The organism is Arthrobacter sp. FW306-04-A (assembly GCF_044358315.1).
GTDB lineage: Bacteria > Actinomycetota > Actinomycetes > Actinomycetales > Micrococcaceae > Arthrobacter.
Map to the genome: position 1 here is coordinate 3,025,325 of NZ_CP084559.1, position 16,315 is coordinate 3,041,639.

Consider the following 16,315-nt stretch of genomic DNA (forward strand, 5'->3'; position numbering starts at 1 on the left):
TAAACATACCAACGATCCACCCTACGACGCTGTGCCCACCGGACGTGCTTTGCCTAGAGCGAACGACGCGTTCCTGAGGCAGACAGCCCCCGGGCATCGCGGTACCTTGAAAGTGATCACCAGTCACATCGACGATCGGCGGCACCATGACCTCCAACCCCAACACCCCCTCCAACGGAGACGATTCACCCCAGGACCCTCTGGCAGAAATGCTGAAGAACCTGATGGGCGGGCAAGGCATGGGCAACATCGACCCCGCCGAATTGGCGAAGGCCGCCGGGCTGCCGAACGACCCCAACATGCTGCAGCAAATGTTTGCCCAAGTGCAGGCCATGATGAGCTCCACTTCCGAGGGCCCTGTCAATTGGCAGCTCGCCCACGAGAACGCCCGCCGCGTTGCCGCCGCCGGCACGGATCCGTCGGTGAATGCCGTGCAGACCCGCGAAGTCGACGAGGCCCTGCGGCTAGCGGAACTCTGGCTCGATCCAGTCACCGACCTTCAAGCAACAGGCCTGATTGGCCGCGCCTGGTCCCGCGCCGAATGGGTGGAAGCCACCCTGGCCACCTGGAAAAGGCTCACCGAGCCGGTGGCCAACAGCATCGCCAATGCACTCTCGGACGCACTGACCCAGCAGATGCCGGAAGAAATGAAGGCAATGATGGGTGGCACCTCCTCCATGTTGCAGAACATGGGCGGCGCCATCTTCGGCATGCAGCTTGGCCAGGCCATCGGCGCCCTGTCCGCCGAGGTGGTCAGTTCCACCGACATCGGTGTTCCGCTCGCCGATCTCGAAATGGCCTTGCTACCGGCCAATGTGGCCAAATTCGGCGAAGGCCTGAGTGTCCCGGAGAATGACGTCCGGTTATTCCTCGCCGTCCGCGAGGCCGCGCATGCCCGCCTTTTCGTGCAGGTTCCTTGGCTGAGGGGCCACCTCCTCGGCGCAATCGAGGCCTATGCCCGCGGCATCCACATTGACATGTCGCGCGTCGAAGACCTCGCCCGCGATCTTGACCCGGGCAATCCCGAGGGCATCCAGGAAGCCCTATCCCAAGGCGTGTTCACGCCCGAGCGCACGCCCGAACAAGCAGCGGCCCTGGAGAAACTCGAGACGGCCCTGGCACTTGTGGAGGGTTGGGTGGACGAACTCACCGCCGCTGCCACCGAGAAAGTGCTGCCCTCCGCCGTCGCACTTCGGGAAACGGTGCGACGGCGCCGCGCCACGGGAGGACCCGCGGAACACGCGTTCTCCTCACTGGTGGGGCTGGAACTGCGCCCGCGGCGCCTGCGGGAGGCCGCCACGTTGTGGGCTGCGCTGAAGGACGAACGTGGAATCGCCGGCCGCGATGCCATCTGGCAGCACCCCGATTTGCTCCCCACAGCCCACGACCTGGACGATCCCACGGGCTTCACCGAACGGCGCCGCCTGGCCGAAGCCAGCGATACCGAGGTGGACGACGCCCTGCAGAAGCTCCTTGAGGGTGGCTACGACACCCCGGACGAGGGCGGCCCGGAGGCTCAGAAGCCTGAAGAGGAAGATACCCCTGGCGACAACCCGGAACCTGGTGGACCCAAGTCCTAAGCGGCCCTACCTTAAGGCGCAGTTCCATAAGGAGCCGCGCCGCTCCCGGAAGCATTTAGTCGACGTCGGCCTCGGCGTCCCAGTCCCGGGCTGGTGCGCTGGCGCCATTGTCATCCGGGCCGAGACCCCGCGACGTCGCAAAGGCCACGCCCTCCAGGAACGCTTTGGCCCGGTGCGTCTCGGGGTATGCCTCCAACAATCGCCAAAACGCGGCGTTATGCCCGGCCACCAGCAGATGCGCGAGTTCGTGGAGCAACACGTAGTCGATCACCCACTGCGGCATGGCCCGGAGCTTGTCCGACAACCGGATGGTCCCGTCCGCCGGAGTAGCCGAACCCCACCGTGACTTCTGGTTGCTGACCCAGCGGACCGACGTCGGGATGGCACGACCGCCCAGATACTTTGATGACAGCTCCGAGGCATGAAGGGCGAGGGCAGAATCGCTGGCAGGACGCCTCCTGCCGGCACCTTGGGTCCGCCTCTCCCCCTGGCGTTTGAGCTTGTCCAGCATCCGCCGGACCCATTCGCTTTCTTGTGCCTTCGTGAAGTGGGCAGGGATCGCAACAATCGCGTTGCCGTCCTCCCAGAAAGCCGCCACAGTTCGACGGCGACGGGCCGAGCGTCGAACGACGACGGGCGCACCGTCGTCGGTGGTCAGCGGCAATGCGGGCTGGCCCGCGACCCGCGGCACTAGGCAGACCCGTTCTCGACCAAGACCGCCAGCACGGCTTCGCCATACTTTTCCAGCTTGGAAGGTCCCACACCAGCGAGCTTCGCCAGTTCCTCAAGCGAAGCAGGCCGAGCCTCGGCGATGGCGGTCAACGTCGCGTCGGTGAAGACCACATAGGCGGGAACCTCGTTGCTCAGTGCCTCGTCCTTGCGCCATTGCCGCAAAGCCTCAAAGGTCTGTTCCTCATACGTGGGCGGGCACTGGCTGCAGCGACCCACCTTGCGTTCAGCACCGGTGGCAAGCATAGTTCCGCAGACCCTGCACGACGCCGGCGCTGCCGCTTTGCGCCGCGGGACGGCGCGGCTGCGGGCGCTGGCTCCGAGCACCGAATCCGGGCGTAGCCCGTCGAGGAAGCGCGAAGGCTTGCGGTTGGCCCGGCCTCCAGGCGTGCGGGCCGTGGACCAGGAAAGCGTCAAGTGCTCGCGTGCCCGGGTGATCCCGACGTAGAGCAGGCGGCGTTCCTCATCTACGCTCTCGGGAGTGTCGGCGAAAGAAATCGGCATGAGGCCCTCACTCAAGCCCACCAGGAACACGGCATCCCACTCCAAACCCTTTGCCGCGTGTAGTGAAGCGAGGGTCACGCCCTGGACCGTCGGGGCATGCTGGGCCACTGAACGTTCCTGGAGTTCGTTGACGAATTCCATCAGAGTGAATTCCGGCCCACGGCTGATGGCAAGTTCGTCCGCGAGCGCCACCAGGGCCGCCAGCGACTCCCAGCGCTCGCGCAGGGCCCCGCCGCTGTGTGGGGCGACATCCGTGTAGCCGAGCGAGGCCACGATGTCCCGGACCAGTTGGCCGAGGGGTTCTTTGGCGGAGTCCTCGGCCACTGCCCGCGTGGCGGCACGCAGCTGGAGGATGGCATCCCGGACTTCCTTGCGCGCGAAGAAGCGCTCACCGCCCCGAAGCTGGTAACCAATGCCCGCCGAAGCGAGGGCTTGTTCGTAGGCTTCCGACTGTCCGTTGGTGCGGAAAAGCACAGCGATCTCGCTCGCCTTGGTGCCGGCGTCGATCAGCTCCCGAATCCGGCCAGCGACCACCGCGGCCTCTGCCTCGTCATCGGGGCATTCCATGAACCGTGGCTCCGGTCCAGTTGGACGCTGCGCCACCAACTGCAAGGGCTTTGCCCAAGCAGCATCGGCCACTGTTCCACCGCTCCGCCGGGATCCGAGGAGATCATTGGCCAGCTTCACAACTTGAGGCGTGGAGCGATAGTCACGGACCAGCTTGACGACTGTCGCTGAGGAGTACTGCCCCTTGAAGCCAAGGAGATGCTTCGGAGAGGCACCCGTGAAGGAGTAGATGGTCTGGCTGGCGTCGCCCACCACGCAGAGCTCGTCGCGACCGCCAAGCCAAAGCTCCAAGAGCCGCTGTTGCAGCGGAGAAACGTCCTGATATTCGTCCACCACGAAATGCCGGTACTGTTCGCGGACCGTGGCCGCTACTTTCGGATCTTCCTGCAGGATACCGACCGTGATCAGCAGGACGTCCTCGAAGTCGATGACGTTCCGGTCCGTCTTCACGTCCTCGTAGGACTGGAAGACCCGCGCGACGGCGGTGAGGTCGAAGCCGCCCGGGGTGCCGCGTCCGTGGGCGTTTTCAAGGTAGTTGGCCGGCGTCAGCATGGAGACCTTGGCCCACTCGATCTCGGCCGCAAGGTCACGGATGGAGGCTCGATCAGTACTGAGCCGGAGACGACGGGCGGCTTCGGCGATGATGTTGGCTTTGTGGTCAAGCAAGTTCGGCAGGACACCGCCGATCGCTTGGGGCCAGAAGAACTGCAATTGCCTCAGCGCGGCGGCGTGAAAAGTACGCGCTTGGACGTTTCCGACGCCGAGATCCCGCAGCCGACTGCGCATTTCGGCGGCGGCGCGGGAAGTGAACGTGACGGCCAAGAGTCGCTGGGGGCTGTAGACACCGGAATGGACGCCGTAAGCGATGCGGTGCGTGATGGCCCGGGTTTTCCCTGTTCCGGCTCCGGCAAGGACGCACATGGGCCCGTTGAGGTTGCTGGCGACTTCCCGCTGCTCGGCATCAAGACCACCGAGTATCCGGTCCTCGAGTGAAACGGTGTCGCTGAGAATACCGTCCGTCACGGCTGGAGGTCCTCGATGACGCCGCCGTACCAGTGCTCGATCAGGGAACGCGCAATCGAGAGCCGCGTGGAGATCGTAATCTCGCCGCTGAGCACGGCCGCCTGGAGTTCCGCACGGCTGAACCAGCGCGCCCGGGTCACCTCGACGCCGTCGGGCCGGGCTTCGACGTCGTCCGTTGTTGCCGTAAACCCAAGCATGAGCGAGGCCGGAAACGGCCACGACTGGGAACCAAGGTACTGGCAAGCGGTGACCCGCACACCAACCTCTTCCCCGATTTCTCGCACCACGGCCTGTTCAAGCGACTCTCCGGGCTCCACGAAGCCAGCCAGGGTGGAGTAGTTCTTCGCGTCTACCGGCCCGCCTCCTCCAAGAAGCAGTCTGCCGTCGGAGCCGACGACCGTGACGATGATGGCCGGATCCGTCCGGGGATAGTGTTCGGAATTGTCCCGCGGGCATCGACGCACCCAGCCCCCGGCCTCGATGACGGTAGGGGTACCGCATTGCGGGCAGTGTGTATGGGTGGCATGCCAATTGGAAATGGCGCTGGCCTCAACGAACAAAGCGGTTTCCGTGGCATCGAGGCGGGCAGCGATCTCCCGAAACCCCGTCCAGGTGCCATCGGCCGGAAGTCCCGCAGTTCCGGGGGCGGCCGGCTCGCCGGGCACGAAGAGGACGATCGGTGTTTGCTGTGGGACAGAGGAAGGGGCGAGAGTCCGGCCGAGATAAACGGCAGTGAGCGGCCCGCTGGCCGCTTGGAGGCTTTCAAAGATCGGCGCAGCATCGCCCAGCCACAGCTTGTCGCCCACAGTGAGAGCTTGGCGTTGCGACAGCACCATGGCCTTGGCACCTCCCGAAGAGATCACTTCGTCAAGCATGCCTGGCGTCATGCGCTCGGCCGATCCCCGGTCGACCAAGGCAGGGCGCACCGGAAGAACGGTATCGATAAGGTGGTTTGCCGGTGCCGGGAACTCGGTGAAACTCATGTACCTACCGTACTGACTCGCACCGACAAATGACATTTGGATCCGTCTTCGAGGCACGCTCCCTGAACGCTGTTTTCACGCGGATCTCAAGACTCGCCGCACTGCATCGCTCCCATAGGCGCTAGTCAATCTACCGTGGAACACGTGAGAAGAACACCGTTCGAACTGGCCGCTGTAGCAACTGCGGCGGTGCCCGGCCTGACGCCGACGGCTGCCGCCTCCGCCCCGGATGATGCTGCCGATTTCGATTCGGCGCTGCTGTTGGACTCTGAGGGCAAGCGTTGGCGCGTCCGTTCACCACGCCATCCGGAAGCAAGCGCACGGCTGGAGACCGAATTCATGATCCTGCGTGCATTTGCCCCGGCGATCAGGGCAGAGCTGCCTTTTCTGATGCCCACAGTGGCCGGAACGGTGCGCCAAGGTGCACTGAGCACTTTTGTCTATGCCCACTTGGCCGGGGCCACGCGCAGCATCGAAGAGCTGTCCAGCTGCAATGATGCATTGGCCAAGGAGATCGGCACGGCACTGGCAGCGGTCCACGACCTCCCCCAATCGCTTGTCAACAACGCCGATCTTCCCAGCTACACCGCGAACGAATTCCGCCAGCGTAAGCTCAATGAGTTGGACCAGGCCGCCACCACGGGCAAGATTCCGCCCTCCTTGCTTCGTCGTTGGGAGCACGCACTCGAGGACGTGGCGCTGTGGCGCTTCAATCCGTGCGTGGTCCACGGCGATCTCCATGAAGACAATCTGCTAATCGACGGCGACAGCGTCACCGCCCTGACGGGGTGGACGGATCTGCGCATCGGCGATCCGGCCGATGACTTCGCCTGGCTCGTGGCGTCAAACGAACAGAGGTTTGTAGAGTCCGTCCTCCGGCACTACACGGAAGCCCGACGGGACACGCCGGACGGACACCTGCTGCGTCGCTCGGCACTGCTCGCCGAATTCGCCCTGGCCCAGTATCTCGTCAAGGCCATGGCTGCGGGGCACAGTGAAATGACGGGCGAGGCCGAGGGCATGCTCAAATCCCTCGCCGACGACATAGAGGAACAAAACGCACTGGCCGCCGAGGAGGCCGAGGCCGCAGCTGCGGAGCTTGCCGCTTCCGACGATGGACCGGCGCAGCCCGCGGTGAGCGTGACAGCCATCCCGGAGGCGGTTCAAACGAACAATCCGGAAACAGCCGCCACGACGCCGCCAGTCACCGTTGAGCCCTTGGACGAAGCCGCTGTGGACAAGGTCACAAAGGATAAGGCTCACGGAGAAGAGGCCGCTTCAGGGTTTGTGGCGGTTTCGGACAAAAGGACCGGCTCAACGCCGGAGGCGCCGTCCGAATCAGACGACACCTCGACAAAGGCCCTCCAGGTGGTTGAGCCCGCTCCTCTTCAGGACGCCAAGGACCGCTAGCCGGTTTTCACCGGCGCCAGCGCGGTCTTTGCTACCCGGGGCGGCCTTAGCTGACCAGCCCCTGGTCTTAGCTGACCAGCGCGGAAGCGATGATGTTCTCCAGTTCAGCCTCCGTGCCCAAATCGTGGGGCCTCACCACGGCGTCATCGGCTACGTAGTAAAAAGCTGCGCTGACCCGCTCCAACGACACGCCCTTGAGGCGCGCCCACGCAAGCCGGTACACGGCAAGCTGCACGGCGCGAGTCTTAAGCTGCCTGCCTGCCGGCCGCTTGCCCGTCTTCCAGTCCACCAGTTCCCAGGCACCGTCCGCCCCCTGAAAAACGGCGTCGATCCGGCCGCGCACAACAACGTCTCCAATCCGTGTCTCGACCGGAACCTCGACGAAGGCAGGGGCACGGTGTGCCCATTCGGAGGTAACAAACGTTGCCACCATGTCGTCAAGACCGTAGGCCTCGTCGATGTGCGAGTCAGAGCCGGGTGCCTCGTCGAGGTCCAGCATGCCAGTGGTTCCGAAGTACTCCTCCACCCATGAATGGAATGCGGTGCCCTTGCGGGCCGAGATCCCAGGCTGCCGCGGCACGGGCCGCCGGAGCTGGGCCAGGACGGCAGCAGGATCGTCTCCAAGATCGACGAACATGGATGCCGAGATATGCCCCGGCAAATGGACGTCCTGGATCGGCTTCCGTCGCAACTGCCGTTCCAACAACAGCCCTGCCTCGGCCGCCCAGCCAGCGGCCGCGCCTCGGAGCTGTGGAACGGACGTGCGGGACGGAGGACTAGCCAAGGGGGCCTCGATGACGATCGCCGAGTCCACCCGGAGCCCCTCAATGGCTTCCCTGACCCGGGTTGCCGCGGCCTCCATGGCAGCCCGCCTGCCCGGTACAAGCCGGAGCCGTTCTCCCGTGCGAGGGTCGCTGGGACCTTCGAGCGGATCATAGGGAAAGAGCGCCACTTCCGTGCCGACTGTCAGGGGGCTCTCAGTGGGTAGTGCGTCTTCACTGAGCGACTGCGGGTGAATGAAAGCGGCGGATGCTCCACGTGCGTCGTCGTCTGCTTGGTCAGCCAGACATGCCAACTCAGCAAGGAAGGGAGACGTCTCTGCAATCCCTGCCCGGGAACCGTTCCATGCGGCGCTCGATGCCCACAGGACGAACTTTGCACGCGTGTAGGCAACGTAGGCGAGTCGCCGTTCTTCGGCCTCGCCATGGTGCTGAACCTCTGATTTGAAGTCCTTTTCGGCATCCAGCCAGCCTTTCTGGTCTGGTTGGTCCAGATCCCATTGCGGGAGGTCGGCCCGGTCTCCGCGGAGGGGCCATGGCAGGGCTGCGGTGCCGCTGCTCCATCGCGAGTCGCGGCTGCTCGGGAAGGCCCCGGCATTGAGCCCGGGCACAAAGACAACGTCCCATTCCAAGCCTTTGGAGGCGTGCACCGTCAGCAGTTGCACGGCCTCGTGGTTCACCTCGGCGTCGGCCATGTCCAGACCGCCCTCTTCCGCGGCGGCGGCTTCAAGCCAGCCCAGGAAGGCCAACAGGTCCACGCGCTGGGAGGTGTGTAGGAAGCTCGCAGCGGCGTCGTGGAATGCGTCCAGGTTCCGGCGAGCCTGATGGATACTCGTGCCGGGCTTCGCTGCGACCTCAATGTCCAGCAACATGGCACGTTCCACCTCGCCAAGGAGGGTGGTGAGGTCATCCCCGATGAACCCGCGGAGGTTCCGAAGTTCCGCAGACAGCCGGCCGAGACGTTCCAACGCCGGGGCGCTGAGGGAGCGGCCGTGGCCTGAGGTCCATCCCGGTCGTGGCAAGAAGTCCAGCGCCTCCACAAGGCTCGCGGCATCCGTGATGTCGCTCTCCACCACGGTCTCCACCGGGCTTTCGTCTGCCCCTGCGTGGTCCACCGCGCCTCCCTCTCCGGCACGGCCTTGGGAGCGCCGTCGGGCCAGGAACTGCGACCAGTCTCGGAATGCCAGGAGGTCGGAAGTACCGATGCGCCAACGGGCTCCTACCAGCAGACGCATCAAGGCGTCCGAGCGGCCGGGATCGGCCAGGACCCGGACCGCAGCCACGAGGTCCACTACTTCCGGGGTATCGAGCAGGCCGCCGAGACCCACTATTTCATAGGGGATCCCCTGGACTTCGAATTCACGCCGCAGGCACTCCATCTGGGCCCGGCGGCGGCAGAGCACTGCCATGGTGGGCGAAACGGGTGCGCCATCAGCCGCGGTTTCGAAGACCGTGCGCCGGTAGCGGTGGACGTCCCGGGCAATCGCAGCGGCCTCGTCTTCGTCCGTGGCAAAGCGCCCGAGCACGACGTTGCCGTCCACAGCCGCTTGGCTCGGCTGCAACGGAGGTACTGCCACAGAGCTGTCTGTAGCCTTTGCACCCGCGGCGCCGTCAATCGCGGCCGCCTTCTCGTGCCGGGTTGCGCTGTTGAGATGGGCTGCTTTGTTGAGGGGGGCCGAAATGACGTTGGCCGCGGCCAGGATGTTGCGTCCATTCCGCCACGCGGTTGTCAGGTATGAGGTGGGGGCAGTGGCAAAGGAAGCCGTTCCGAAGCTGTCCTCCACGCGGACGGGGAATTCCTGCACGAAGCGGAACAGTTGGCCTGCCGAGGCGCCCCTGAACCCATAGATTGACTGATTGGGATCCCCCACCGCCGTGACGGCATGCCCTCCCCCGAACAGGCGGGAGAACAGGACCAACTGGGCGTGCGAGGTGTCCTGGAATTCGTCAAGCAGCACCACCTTGTAGCGGGCCCGCTCGGTAGAGGCAGCCAAGGGTATGTCCTGGGCGATCTTGGCGGCGAGTGCTACGAGGTCGCCGAAGTCCAGGACCCCCCGGTTCCTCTTGGCCATTTGGTAACGCCCCACCATGTCCGCAACGCTGGCCCTGGTACGCAACATGGCGCCGAGATCGCCGGCGGCTTGGGCGGGGTTCTTTTTCGCCCCCTCCACATAAGGCAAGTGAGCGAACTCGGACACCCGCTCCATCAACCAGCGCTGAACTTCCGCGGGTTCCCGCAAATGCTCGGCGCACTCGCCGGCCAACTGCATCACGGCATTGACCAACGTGGACTTGGCAGCTGTGAAGTGCTCGTATTCGCCGTCGTACGCTTCAACCACCTCGCTGGCAAGCTGCCAGGCCTGGGCGCCTCCCAGCAGCACCACATCGCGTTCGATTCCCAGGCGGAGGCCGTAGTCGGCCACGATCCCACTGGCGTAGGAGTGGTAGGTGGACACCTTGGGTTCAAGTTCATCGGAGCCGGCAACACCCTCCGGGAAACCGTACTGCCCGTTATCCGACGACGCTATGCGTTGCAGTGTTGCCAATTTGGTGCGGATACGGCTTGCCAGCTCCCCTGCGGCCTTGCGGGTGAAGGTGACGCCCAGGACTTCTTCCGGGCGGACCCATCCGTTGGCCACGAGCCATACAACGCGATCCGCCATGGTTGCAGTCTTCCCGGATCCCGCGCCGGCGATGACCAGCCGTGGGGTCAACGGCGACGCAATAATGGCGGATTGCTCTTCCGTGGGACGGTTCCGCTCGCCCAGGATGGCCGACAACTCACCAGGCGAGAATCGAGGTTCGGGCAGCACCGGGGCATCTTCGGCAGTCTCTTCAGCCTCGATACCGGCGAGTGTTTGGACGGTCATTCGGTGACCTGCTTTCCCCTGGAGCACAATGGGCAAATATCGGGCAGACGGCAACCGTGGCCCCCGTGGCTGCCTTTTGAGGGATCGTGACGTGCCTCGAAGCTAGCTCCGGCCATGAGCACGGCAGCCTCGCTGACAAGGTCCTGCGCCCAGTTATCTCCCGGGTCCAGAGGCTCCTGCACTTGGATTGCCGGCGCCTTCGCCTTGGTCCCAAGCTGTGCCAGAACGGCGCCGCCTGGAACAAGCCCGGGAACGGGCAGACCCTCGAATCCCCCGTGCAGCACCGCCGCCTGATACGCGCCCAGCTGCGGGTGCCTCGCAAGTTCGGTTTTGCCCGGCTGGCGTTTGCCCGTCTTGAGGTCAACAATCACCAGCCTGCCTTCGGCATCTATTTCCAAGCGATCCACTTGCCCCCGAAGCACGGCGTTCCGGACAGCATCGGAATCCCCGGAGGAGGGATCGAGCCGCACCTCCGGCAGGGGAACGTCGAAGTCTACTTCGACCCCGGCCAGGCTTCGGCCTTCGCTCCGCATGACAAGGACGTATTGGGCGAGCTTCCGGACCATCTGCACTGCACGCTGGAAGTCCAGCCTGCCCTCCCAGTTGTCTTTCATGCCAAGGGTCGGCCAGCGACGCACAAGTTCCGCGACATACTCAGCCCCGGAAGCATCGGGCAGCTCCTGGGCAATCGCATGGACCAGGGTGCCAAGGCTACGGGCAAAGTCAGTGGCGGGTTCGCCACCCGCTGCCTGGACAAACCAATCCAACGGCGATTTGTGTACGGTTTCCACCTTCGAGGGAGAAACGAACACAGTTCCTCCCTCCGGGACCACCGGTTCCTCGCTGCTCAGCGGCGCCAATCCCCACCAGGAATCCGGATGTGCGCCAGGCACCGCAGGCTCCGCGGTGGCAAGGTGGGCCAGGACTCGGGCCGCTTCCGCGGCCTCCTCGGCCACGCCGGGGCGGGCAAGCGCAGCTTCGTCCGGCTGAACGCGCTGCCTTAGCTCGGCCACCAAGGCACGAAGGCTCATGGGCCGGCCTACTTGTGTGTACTCACGTTGGTACTGTCCCGGCTCGAGGGGCGCCACGTAGTCAAGAAAGGCCGATTGCTGCTCATCTTCAGAAGAAACAGCTGTGCAGATGAGGACTTCCCGTGCGCGTGAAACAGCTGTGGAGAAACTGCGCAGCTCGTCATAGCGGATATCCCGCAGCCTGCTAAGGGGACCCCGTTGCAAGGCGTGTTCAACCCCGTGCTCGATGGCATCGGCAAACAAAGTGCTTCCGAGGAGTTCACCCCGGAGCCTGGTGTTGGGCCAGACGCCTTCCTGCAGGCCCGCGACAATGACCACGGACCATTCCCGCCCGGCCGCGCTGGCCGGCGTCATGAGCTCCACCGCATCCTCCAACTGCGCCCTGGCGGCAAGGGTGTCCATGGGGAGTTCCTGGCTGAGCAGATACTCCAGGAACTGCTCAGGGCCGGAGCCTGGGAGCTGGTCAACATAACGCTCGGCGGTGTGGAACAGAGCCATCATGGCGTCAAGGTCCCGGTCCGCGCGGGCGCCTGCCGCGCCGCCGTCGAGCGCCATTTCCGTCCAGCGCGAGGCCAGTCCGGTAGCTTGCCACAGCGCCCACAACACCGTTTCAGCGTTGGCTCCGGGTTCGGCGGAAGCGAGACGTCCTGCCGCGATCATGCGGGCCAAGCGCCGTGCCGAGCTGCCCTCGATACCCAAAGAACCCAGCGCCCCGGGCTCCAGCAAGGCTTCAACGAGCAACGCGTCACTGGACCGTCCACCGCCGCCCAGCAGTTCCTCCCTGCGCAGGGATTGCCGCAGGCGGCGCAGCTCGATGGCGGTAGCCCCGCCGATCCTCGACGTGAGTAGCGAGACAGCAGACTCAGGCGTCAGCTTGGCGGGATCCAGCACCACGCCATACACCTCAAGCAGGGGACGAACAGCCACTTCATCGCGGACAGCTGAATCCGCGACGGGCACGCGGACTGGGATTCCTTGACCGCTCAGATAGCGTTGCAATTGCGCCAATTGCCCACCGTTGCGCACGATCACTGCGATGTCACCGAACTCGTGGTTCTCACGTAGCTGTGCTTCAAGGATGCGTTGGGCCACGTAGCGCAATTCGTGGACTGCGGAGGGAAGGACATGTGCTTCCACGCGGCCCGCGGCTCGCGTATCTCCGGAACGCGGCTCCCCCGCCGATGTAGGCAGCGGATCCAGACGCCGGGCCAACTGGCCTCCCGCGCGCTGCGAGATACGCGCGGCCACGCCCGTCCACGCTTTCGCGACCTCGGGGAGGTGCCGATGGGTGTGCCACAGCGGAAGCTCCCGCACGGTACGCTCAAGGTCTCCGAAGGCTGCGCCTGCGAGCAGTCGGGGCAATTCGGCGACAAGATCGGGACGGGCACCGCGAAACCCCTGGACCACGGTGTCCGGGGAGGACGTCACCAGAACGTCCTTCCCCTCTGCGATGTCCGCGAGCAGTTCGAACACTGCGGGATTTGCCTCCTGGATGTCGTCCACCAGGATCAATTGCAGCCGTTCACGCTCGGCCGCCAGGAATCCGGGGGAATCTTGGAAGATCTGGCGCGCCGCGGTGATGATCCCTGCCGGGTCAAAGGCCTCCGGCATCCGCAGATCCAGCACATCGCGGTATTCCGCATACAGGTCCGCGGCGGCGATCCAGTCCGGCCGGGCGCATTCATAGGCAAGCGCCGTCAGGTCTTCCGCAGTGCGGCCGGATTCAATGATGCGGTCGAAAAGCTGGCGGATCTCCTGCCGGAAGCCCCGCGTCGGCAACGCCGCAGACAAATCCTGGGGCCACGGTAGTTCAAAGCCCGGTTTGGCGTGTCCCTCCAGCAATTCCTTGATGATCAGGTCCTGTTCCGGCCCCGAAAGCAACTTAGGCGGCCGCTGGAGCGGCAGCACGCCCTCGGCTTTGGCACGCCGGATCAGATCGAAAGCGTATGACGCCCAGGTGCGTGCCGGCGTCGTACTCAAACTGCGGTCCAGCCGCCCCGTGAAGGTGTCCCGCAACGCCGACGCCGCATGCCGGCCGGGCGCCAGGATCAGGATCCGTTCGGGATCCACGCCATCGCGCTGGACGCGCCGGACAGCAGCCTCCACCAGCACTGTGGACTTCCCGGTGCCCGGTGCCCCCGGCACCAACACCGGCCCGGATCCGAGCGGAAGTTCGACGACGGCGGCCTGGTCAGCGGACAACGCCGGTGCTGCGTAATGGACTTCACGCGGCGGAAGCAGCCGCAACCGGGCGGAGGCCTGCTGCGGTGTTTGCCGTCTTGTTGTTTGCTGTTTTGTCGCCTGCGGGGTCGGTGTTGGACTCACACAGTCATTTCATCATCGGGCACTGACAATTTATGGAGCTGACGCTCGAGTTGCTCAGAGATCACATCGATACTGTCGAAATCCTGATCCCTCGGAGCCCACCGGGCCAAGCCCAGGTTAACCCGCCACCGGCCCTCGCCAGTCTGCAGATACTCTGCGTAGGCGCCGTGGAGCGGCGTTCCCTCGTCCAAGTAGTGGCGCAGCGCCTCCGCCTCAAGGCCCGGTGGAGCCTCGCCACTGGCGCGAAGGACGCGCCACCAGGCCACAGCGCTCCCGTGGTGGCTCATAACGGATCCGATCTGCCGGGGACCGCCGGCGCCCAGAAGCTCGGCAACATCCCCATAGGACACGGCAACGCCAGGCGGCATGAGATCCACGACGGCGAGCACCGCCGTCACAAACTCCATCCGCATTCCACCAGCGTATCGTCATAGTCCGCCGTATCGTCCCCGAGGGAGTGTCGGTCCGGTTCATGTCGGAGGGCGCCGGTAGCGTTGAAGCATGAGCTCCTGGAACACCCTCCCCCGCGCCGCGTTCGATCTTGAGACCACGGGACGGAACTCCCGTTCCGCGAGGATCGTCACCGCTTCCGTGACCGTCGTGGATGACGATGGCGGCGTCATCAAGGAGCTCGAGTGGTTGGCGGACCCTGGCGTGGAGATCCCCTTGGAAGCCAGTGAAATCCACGGCATCACTACGGAGAAGGCAAGGGCCGAGGGCCGCCCCGCCGCAGAGGTCACGCGTGAGGTTGCGGCAGCACTTCAGGAACTGTTCGACAGCGGCGTGCCGGTCATTGCGTTCAATGCCAGCTATGACTTCACGGTCCTGGCCGCCGAATCCGCCCGTTACGGCGTTCCGCAACTGACCCGATTCCCCGTGCTTGACCCCTACGTCATGAACAAGCAGGTTGACCGGTACCGCAAGGGCAAACGGACCCTGACAGCGTTGTGCGAGGAATACGGCGTGAACCTCGATAACGCCCACACCTCCGCCGCGGACGCCCTAGCAACCCTGCGCGTCCTCGATGCAATGGCCGGCAAATTCCCTAAGCTGCAGATGCCCGCTTCCAAGCTGCACCACCTCCAGGTCGATTGGGCGGCTGCACAGGCCGCCGATTTCCAGACCTACCTGCGCAAGACCAAACCAACAGCCGTCATCGAAGGCAATTGGCCGGTTCTTCCCCCGGAAGATGCCAGCCGCGGAGACTTCTAAGGGCTTAGGTCCACGGACTGGACGCTTCGCCAGCGTCCGCATGATGGGATACACGTCACATTGCCCTCGGTTGCCTGAATGCCAACTGGACGTCAGTCACGAATTCCCTCCTGATGCCGAAGGCACCGCACTTCGGGGGCACTTCCCGATGATTAGTGAATTTAATTCGGAGTTTCCGGGAATCACGCATCTAATCGCCGCCAATTCATCGTCGAATACGCTGATGACATAATTAAGTTTGGCGGGTCGAGTTCTGATATTAGCGGCCCAAACCTGCTTTGGCTGCGTTCCCCGCCCGCCTTGATACGAACGCGTGTTCCCCGATGAAAGTGATTTGCTTGATGAAAATCAAAGCCCTGAAGTGGTTCTCCGCTGTCCCCGTGGCCGCAGTCCTTGCCGTCTCCCTGGCCGCCTGCGGTGGCGGAGCGGGCAGCACCAGCAGCGCCTCGCCAACCGACGCCCTAGCCGGCAGCGACCAGAAGACTCTGGACAAGTACACCACCAAGGACGTCACTCCCCTGGACAAGATCGACAAGTCCAAGCTGGGCCTCATCACCGACGGCACCCTGCGTGTCGGCACGCTCTCGGACGCTCCGCCGAACATCTTCATCGATCCTTCGGGCAAGTTCACCGGCTACGACAATGAGCTCCTGCGCGCCATTGGCGCCAAGCTGGGCCTCAAGGTCGAGTTCGCCTCCACTGACTTCTCAGCGCTGCTCTCCCAGGTCAAGAACAAGCAGTTCGACCTCGGATCCTCCTCGATCTCCACCACGGACAAGCGCCGCGAGACGGTCGGCTTCACCAATGGCTACGACTTCGGCTACATGGCCGTGGTGACCAAGACCGACTCCAAGGTCAAGGGCTTCGCGGACCTCAAGTCCGACGTCCGCATCGGCGTTGTCCAGGGCACGGTCCAGGACGACTACGTCACCAACACGCTCAAGCTTGAGCCCGTCCGCTTCCCGGACTACAACACGGTCTACGCCAACGTCAAGAGCGGTCAGGTTGACGCCTGGGTTGCCCCGTCGCAGCAGGCCACAGGCCAGGTCAAAGACGGCGACAAGACCAAGATCGCCGAAAAGGTGGTCAACACCCAGAACTTCACTGCCTACGCCGTGAACAAGGACAACAAGGCCCTGACGGACGCCATCAACTCGGGCCTCGATGCTGTAATCGCGGACGGCACGTGGACCAAGCTCACGGCCGAGTGGTACAAGGACCGCCCGACGACGGCGGATCAAACCCCCCAGGGCTGGAAGCCGGGCAGCAAGGCCGTCCAGATCCCCGCTAAGTAACCCAGGC

10 protein-coding genes are annotated in these 16,315 nt (G+C 64.5%); 4 read left to right on the forward strand and 6 right to left on the reverse strand.

Annotation, left to right across the window (positions count from 1 at the left end; translation table 11 throughout):
* The first annotated feature begins 146 nt into the window (after nucleotides 1-146).
* Nucleotides 147-1,580, forward strand: coding sequence for a zinc-dependent metalloprotease (locus tag LFT43_RS13895; protein WP_395797676.1), 1,434 nt, complete (start codon nucleotides 147-149; stop codon nucleotides 1,578-1,580).
* A 55-nt stretch (nucleotides 1,581-1,635) separates the two neighbouring features.
* On the opposite strand, the gene LFT43_RS13900 is transcribed toward LFT43_RS13895, so the two are convergent.
* From LFT43_RS13900 to nudC, 3 genes are read right to left on the reverse strand one after another with little or no spacing between them, the layout of a single operon-like run.
* A complete protein-coding gene (locus LFT43_RS13900; RefSeq protein WP_395797679.1) occupies nucleotides 1,636-2,271 on the reverse strand; it encodes a M48 family metallopeptidase in 636 nt (211 codons plus the stop codon).
* Nucleotides 2,271-4,403 (reverse strand): ATP-dependent DNA helicase UvrD2, encoded by a 2,133-nt coding sequence (locus LFT43_RS13905; protein WP_395797681.1) that lies wholly within the window; start codon nucleotides 4,401-4,403, stop codon nucleotides 2,271-2,273. Before LFT43_RS13905 ends, LFT43_RS13900 begins: the two co-directional genes overlap by 1 nt.
* A complete protein-coding gene (nudC, locus tag LFT43_RS13910; RefSeq protein WP_395797683.1) occupies nucleotides 4,400-5,386 on the reverse strand; it encodes an NAD(+) diphosphatase in 987 nt (328 codons plus the stop codon). The genes LFT43_RS13905 and nudC overlap by 4 nt, the downstream gene beginning before the upstream one ends.
* Nucleotides 5,387-5,530: 144 nt before the next feature.
* Between nudC and LFT43_RS13915 the strand changes: the two genes are divergently transcribed.
* On the forward strand, nucleotides 5,531-6,796 hold the full coding sequence (locus LFT43_RS13915; protein WP_395797685.1) for a macrolide 2'-phosphotransferase: 1,266 nt from the start codon (nucleotides 5,531-5,533) through the stop codon (nucleotides 6,794-6,796).
* A 67-nt stretch (nucleotides 6,797-6,863) separates the two neighbouring features.
* On the opposite strand, the gene LFT43_RS13920 is transcribed toward LFT43_RS13915, so the two are convergent.
* The 3 genes from LFT43_RS13920 to LFT43_RS13930 form a co-directional block, all read right to left on the reverse strand.
* Nucleotides 6,864-10,445 carry an ATP-dependent helicase gene (locus LFT43_RS13920; RefSeq protein ID WP_395797687.1) on the reverse strand — a complete coding sequence of 1,194 codons (3,582 nt, stop codon included), beginning with the start codon at nucleotides 10,443-10,445 and terminating at the stop codon, nucleotides 6,864-6,866.
* Nucleotides 10,442-13,723: an ATP-dependent helicase gene (locus tag LFT43_RS13925; protein WP_395803090.1), complete on the reverse strand. Its 3,282-nt coding sequence runs from the start codon at nucleotides 13,721-13,723 to the stop codon at nucleotides 10,442-10,444. The genes LFT43_RS13920 and LFT43_RS13925 overlap by 4 nt, the downstream gene beginning before the upstream one ends.
* Nucleotides 13,724-13,797: 74 nt before the next feature.
* Nucleotides 13,798-14,214, reverse strand: a complete 417-nt coding sequence (locus LFT43_RS13930) for an MGMT family protein (protein ID WP_395797689.1) — start codon at nucleotides 14,212-14,214, stop codon at nucleotides 13,798-13,800.
* An 88-nt stretch (nucleotides 14,215-14,302) separates the two neighbouring features.
* Here LFT43_RS13930 and LFT43_RS13935 point away from each other — a divergent pair, with 88 nt between their 5' ends.
* The gene (locus tag LFT43_RS13935) at nucleotides 14,303-15,013 is read left to right on the forward strand and encodes a 3'-5' exonuclease (RefSeq protein ID WP_395797691.1); all 711 of its coding nucleotides are present in this window, start codon (nucleotides 14,303-14,305) and stop codon (nucleotides 15,011-15,013) included.
* A gap of 341 nt (nucleotides 15,014-15,354) precedes the next feature.
* Nucleotides 15,355-16,308: an ABC transporter substrate-binding protein gene (locus tag LFT43_RS13940; protein ID WP_395797693.1), complete on the forward strand. Its 954-nt coding sequence runs from the start codon at nucleotides 15,355-15,357 to the stop codon at nucleotides 16,306-16,308.
* Nucleotides 16,309-16,315: the final 7 nt, after the last annotated feature.

Excerpts from the sequence above, each read along its gene's own strand:
- LFT43_RS13895 (WP_395797676.1), top strand. The coding sequence starts at position 147 with ATGACCTCCAACCCCAACACCCCCTCCAACGGAGACGATTCACCCCAG.
- nudC (WP_395797683.1), bottom strand. The coding sequence starts at position 5,386 with ATGAGTTTCACCGAGTTCCCGGCACCGGCAAACCACCTTATCGATACC.
- LFT43_RS13920 (WP_395797687.1), bottom strand. The coding sequence starts at position 10,445 with ATGACCGTCCAAACACTCGCCGGTATCGAGGCTGAAGAGACTGCCGAA.
- LFT43_RS13930 (WP_395797689.1), bottom strand. The coding sequence starts at position 14,214 with ATGCGGATGGAGTTTGTGACGGCGGTGCTCGCCGTCGTGGATCTCATG.
- LFT43_RS13935 (WP_395797691.1), top strand. The coding sequence starts at position 14,303 with ATGAGCTCCTGGAACACCCTCCCCCGCGCCGCGTTCGATCTTGAGACC.
- LFT43_RS13940 (WP_395797693.1), top strand. The coding sequence starts at position 15,355 with ATGAAAATCAAAGCCCTGAAGTGGTTCTCCGCTGTCCCCGTGGCCGCA.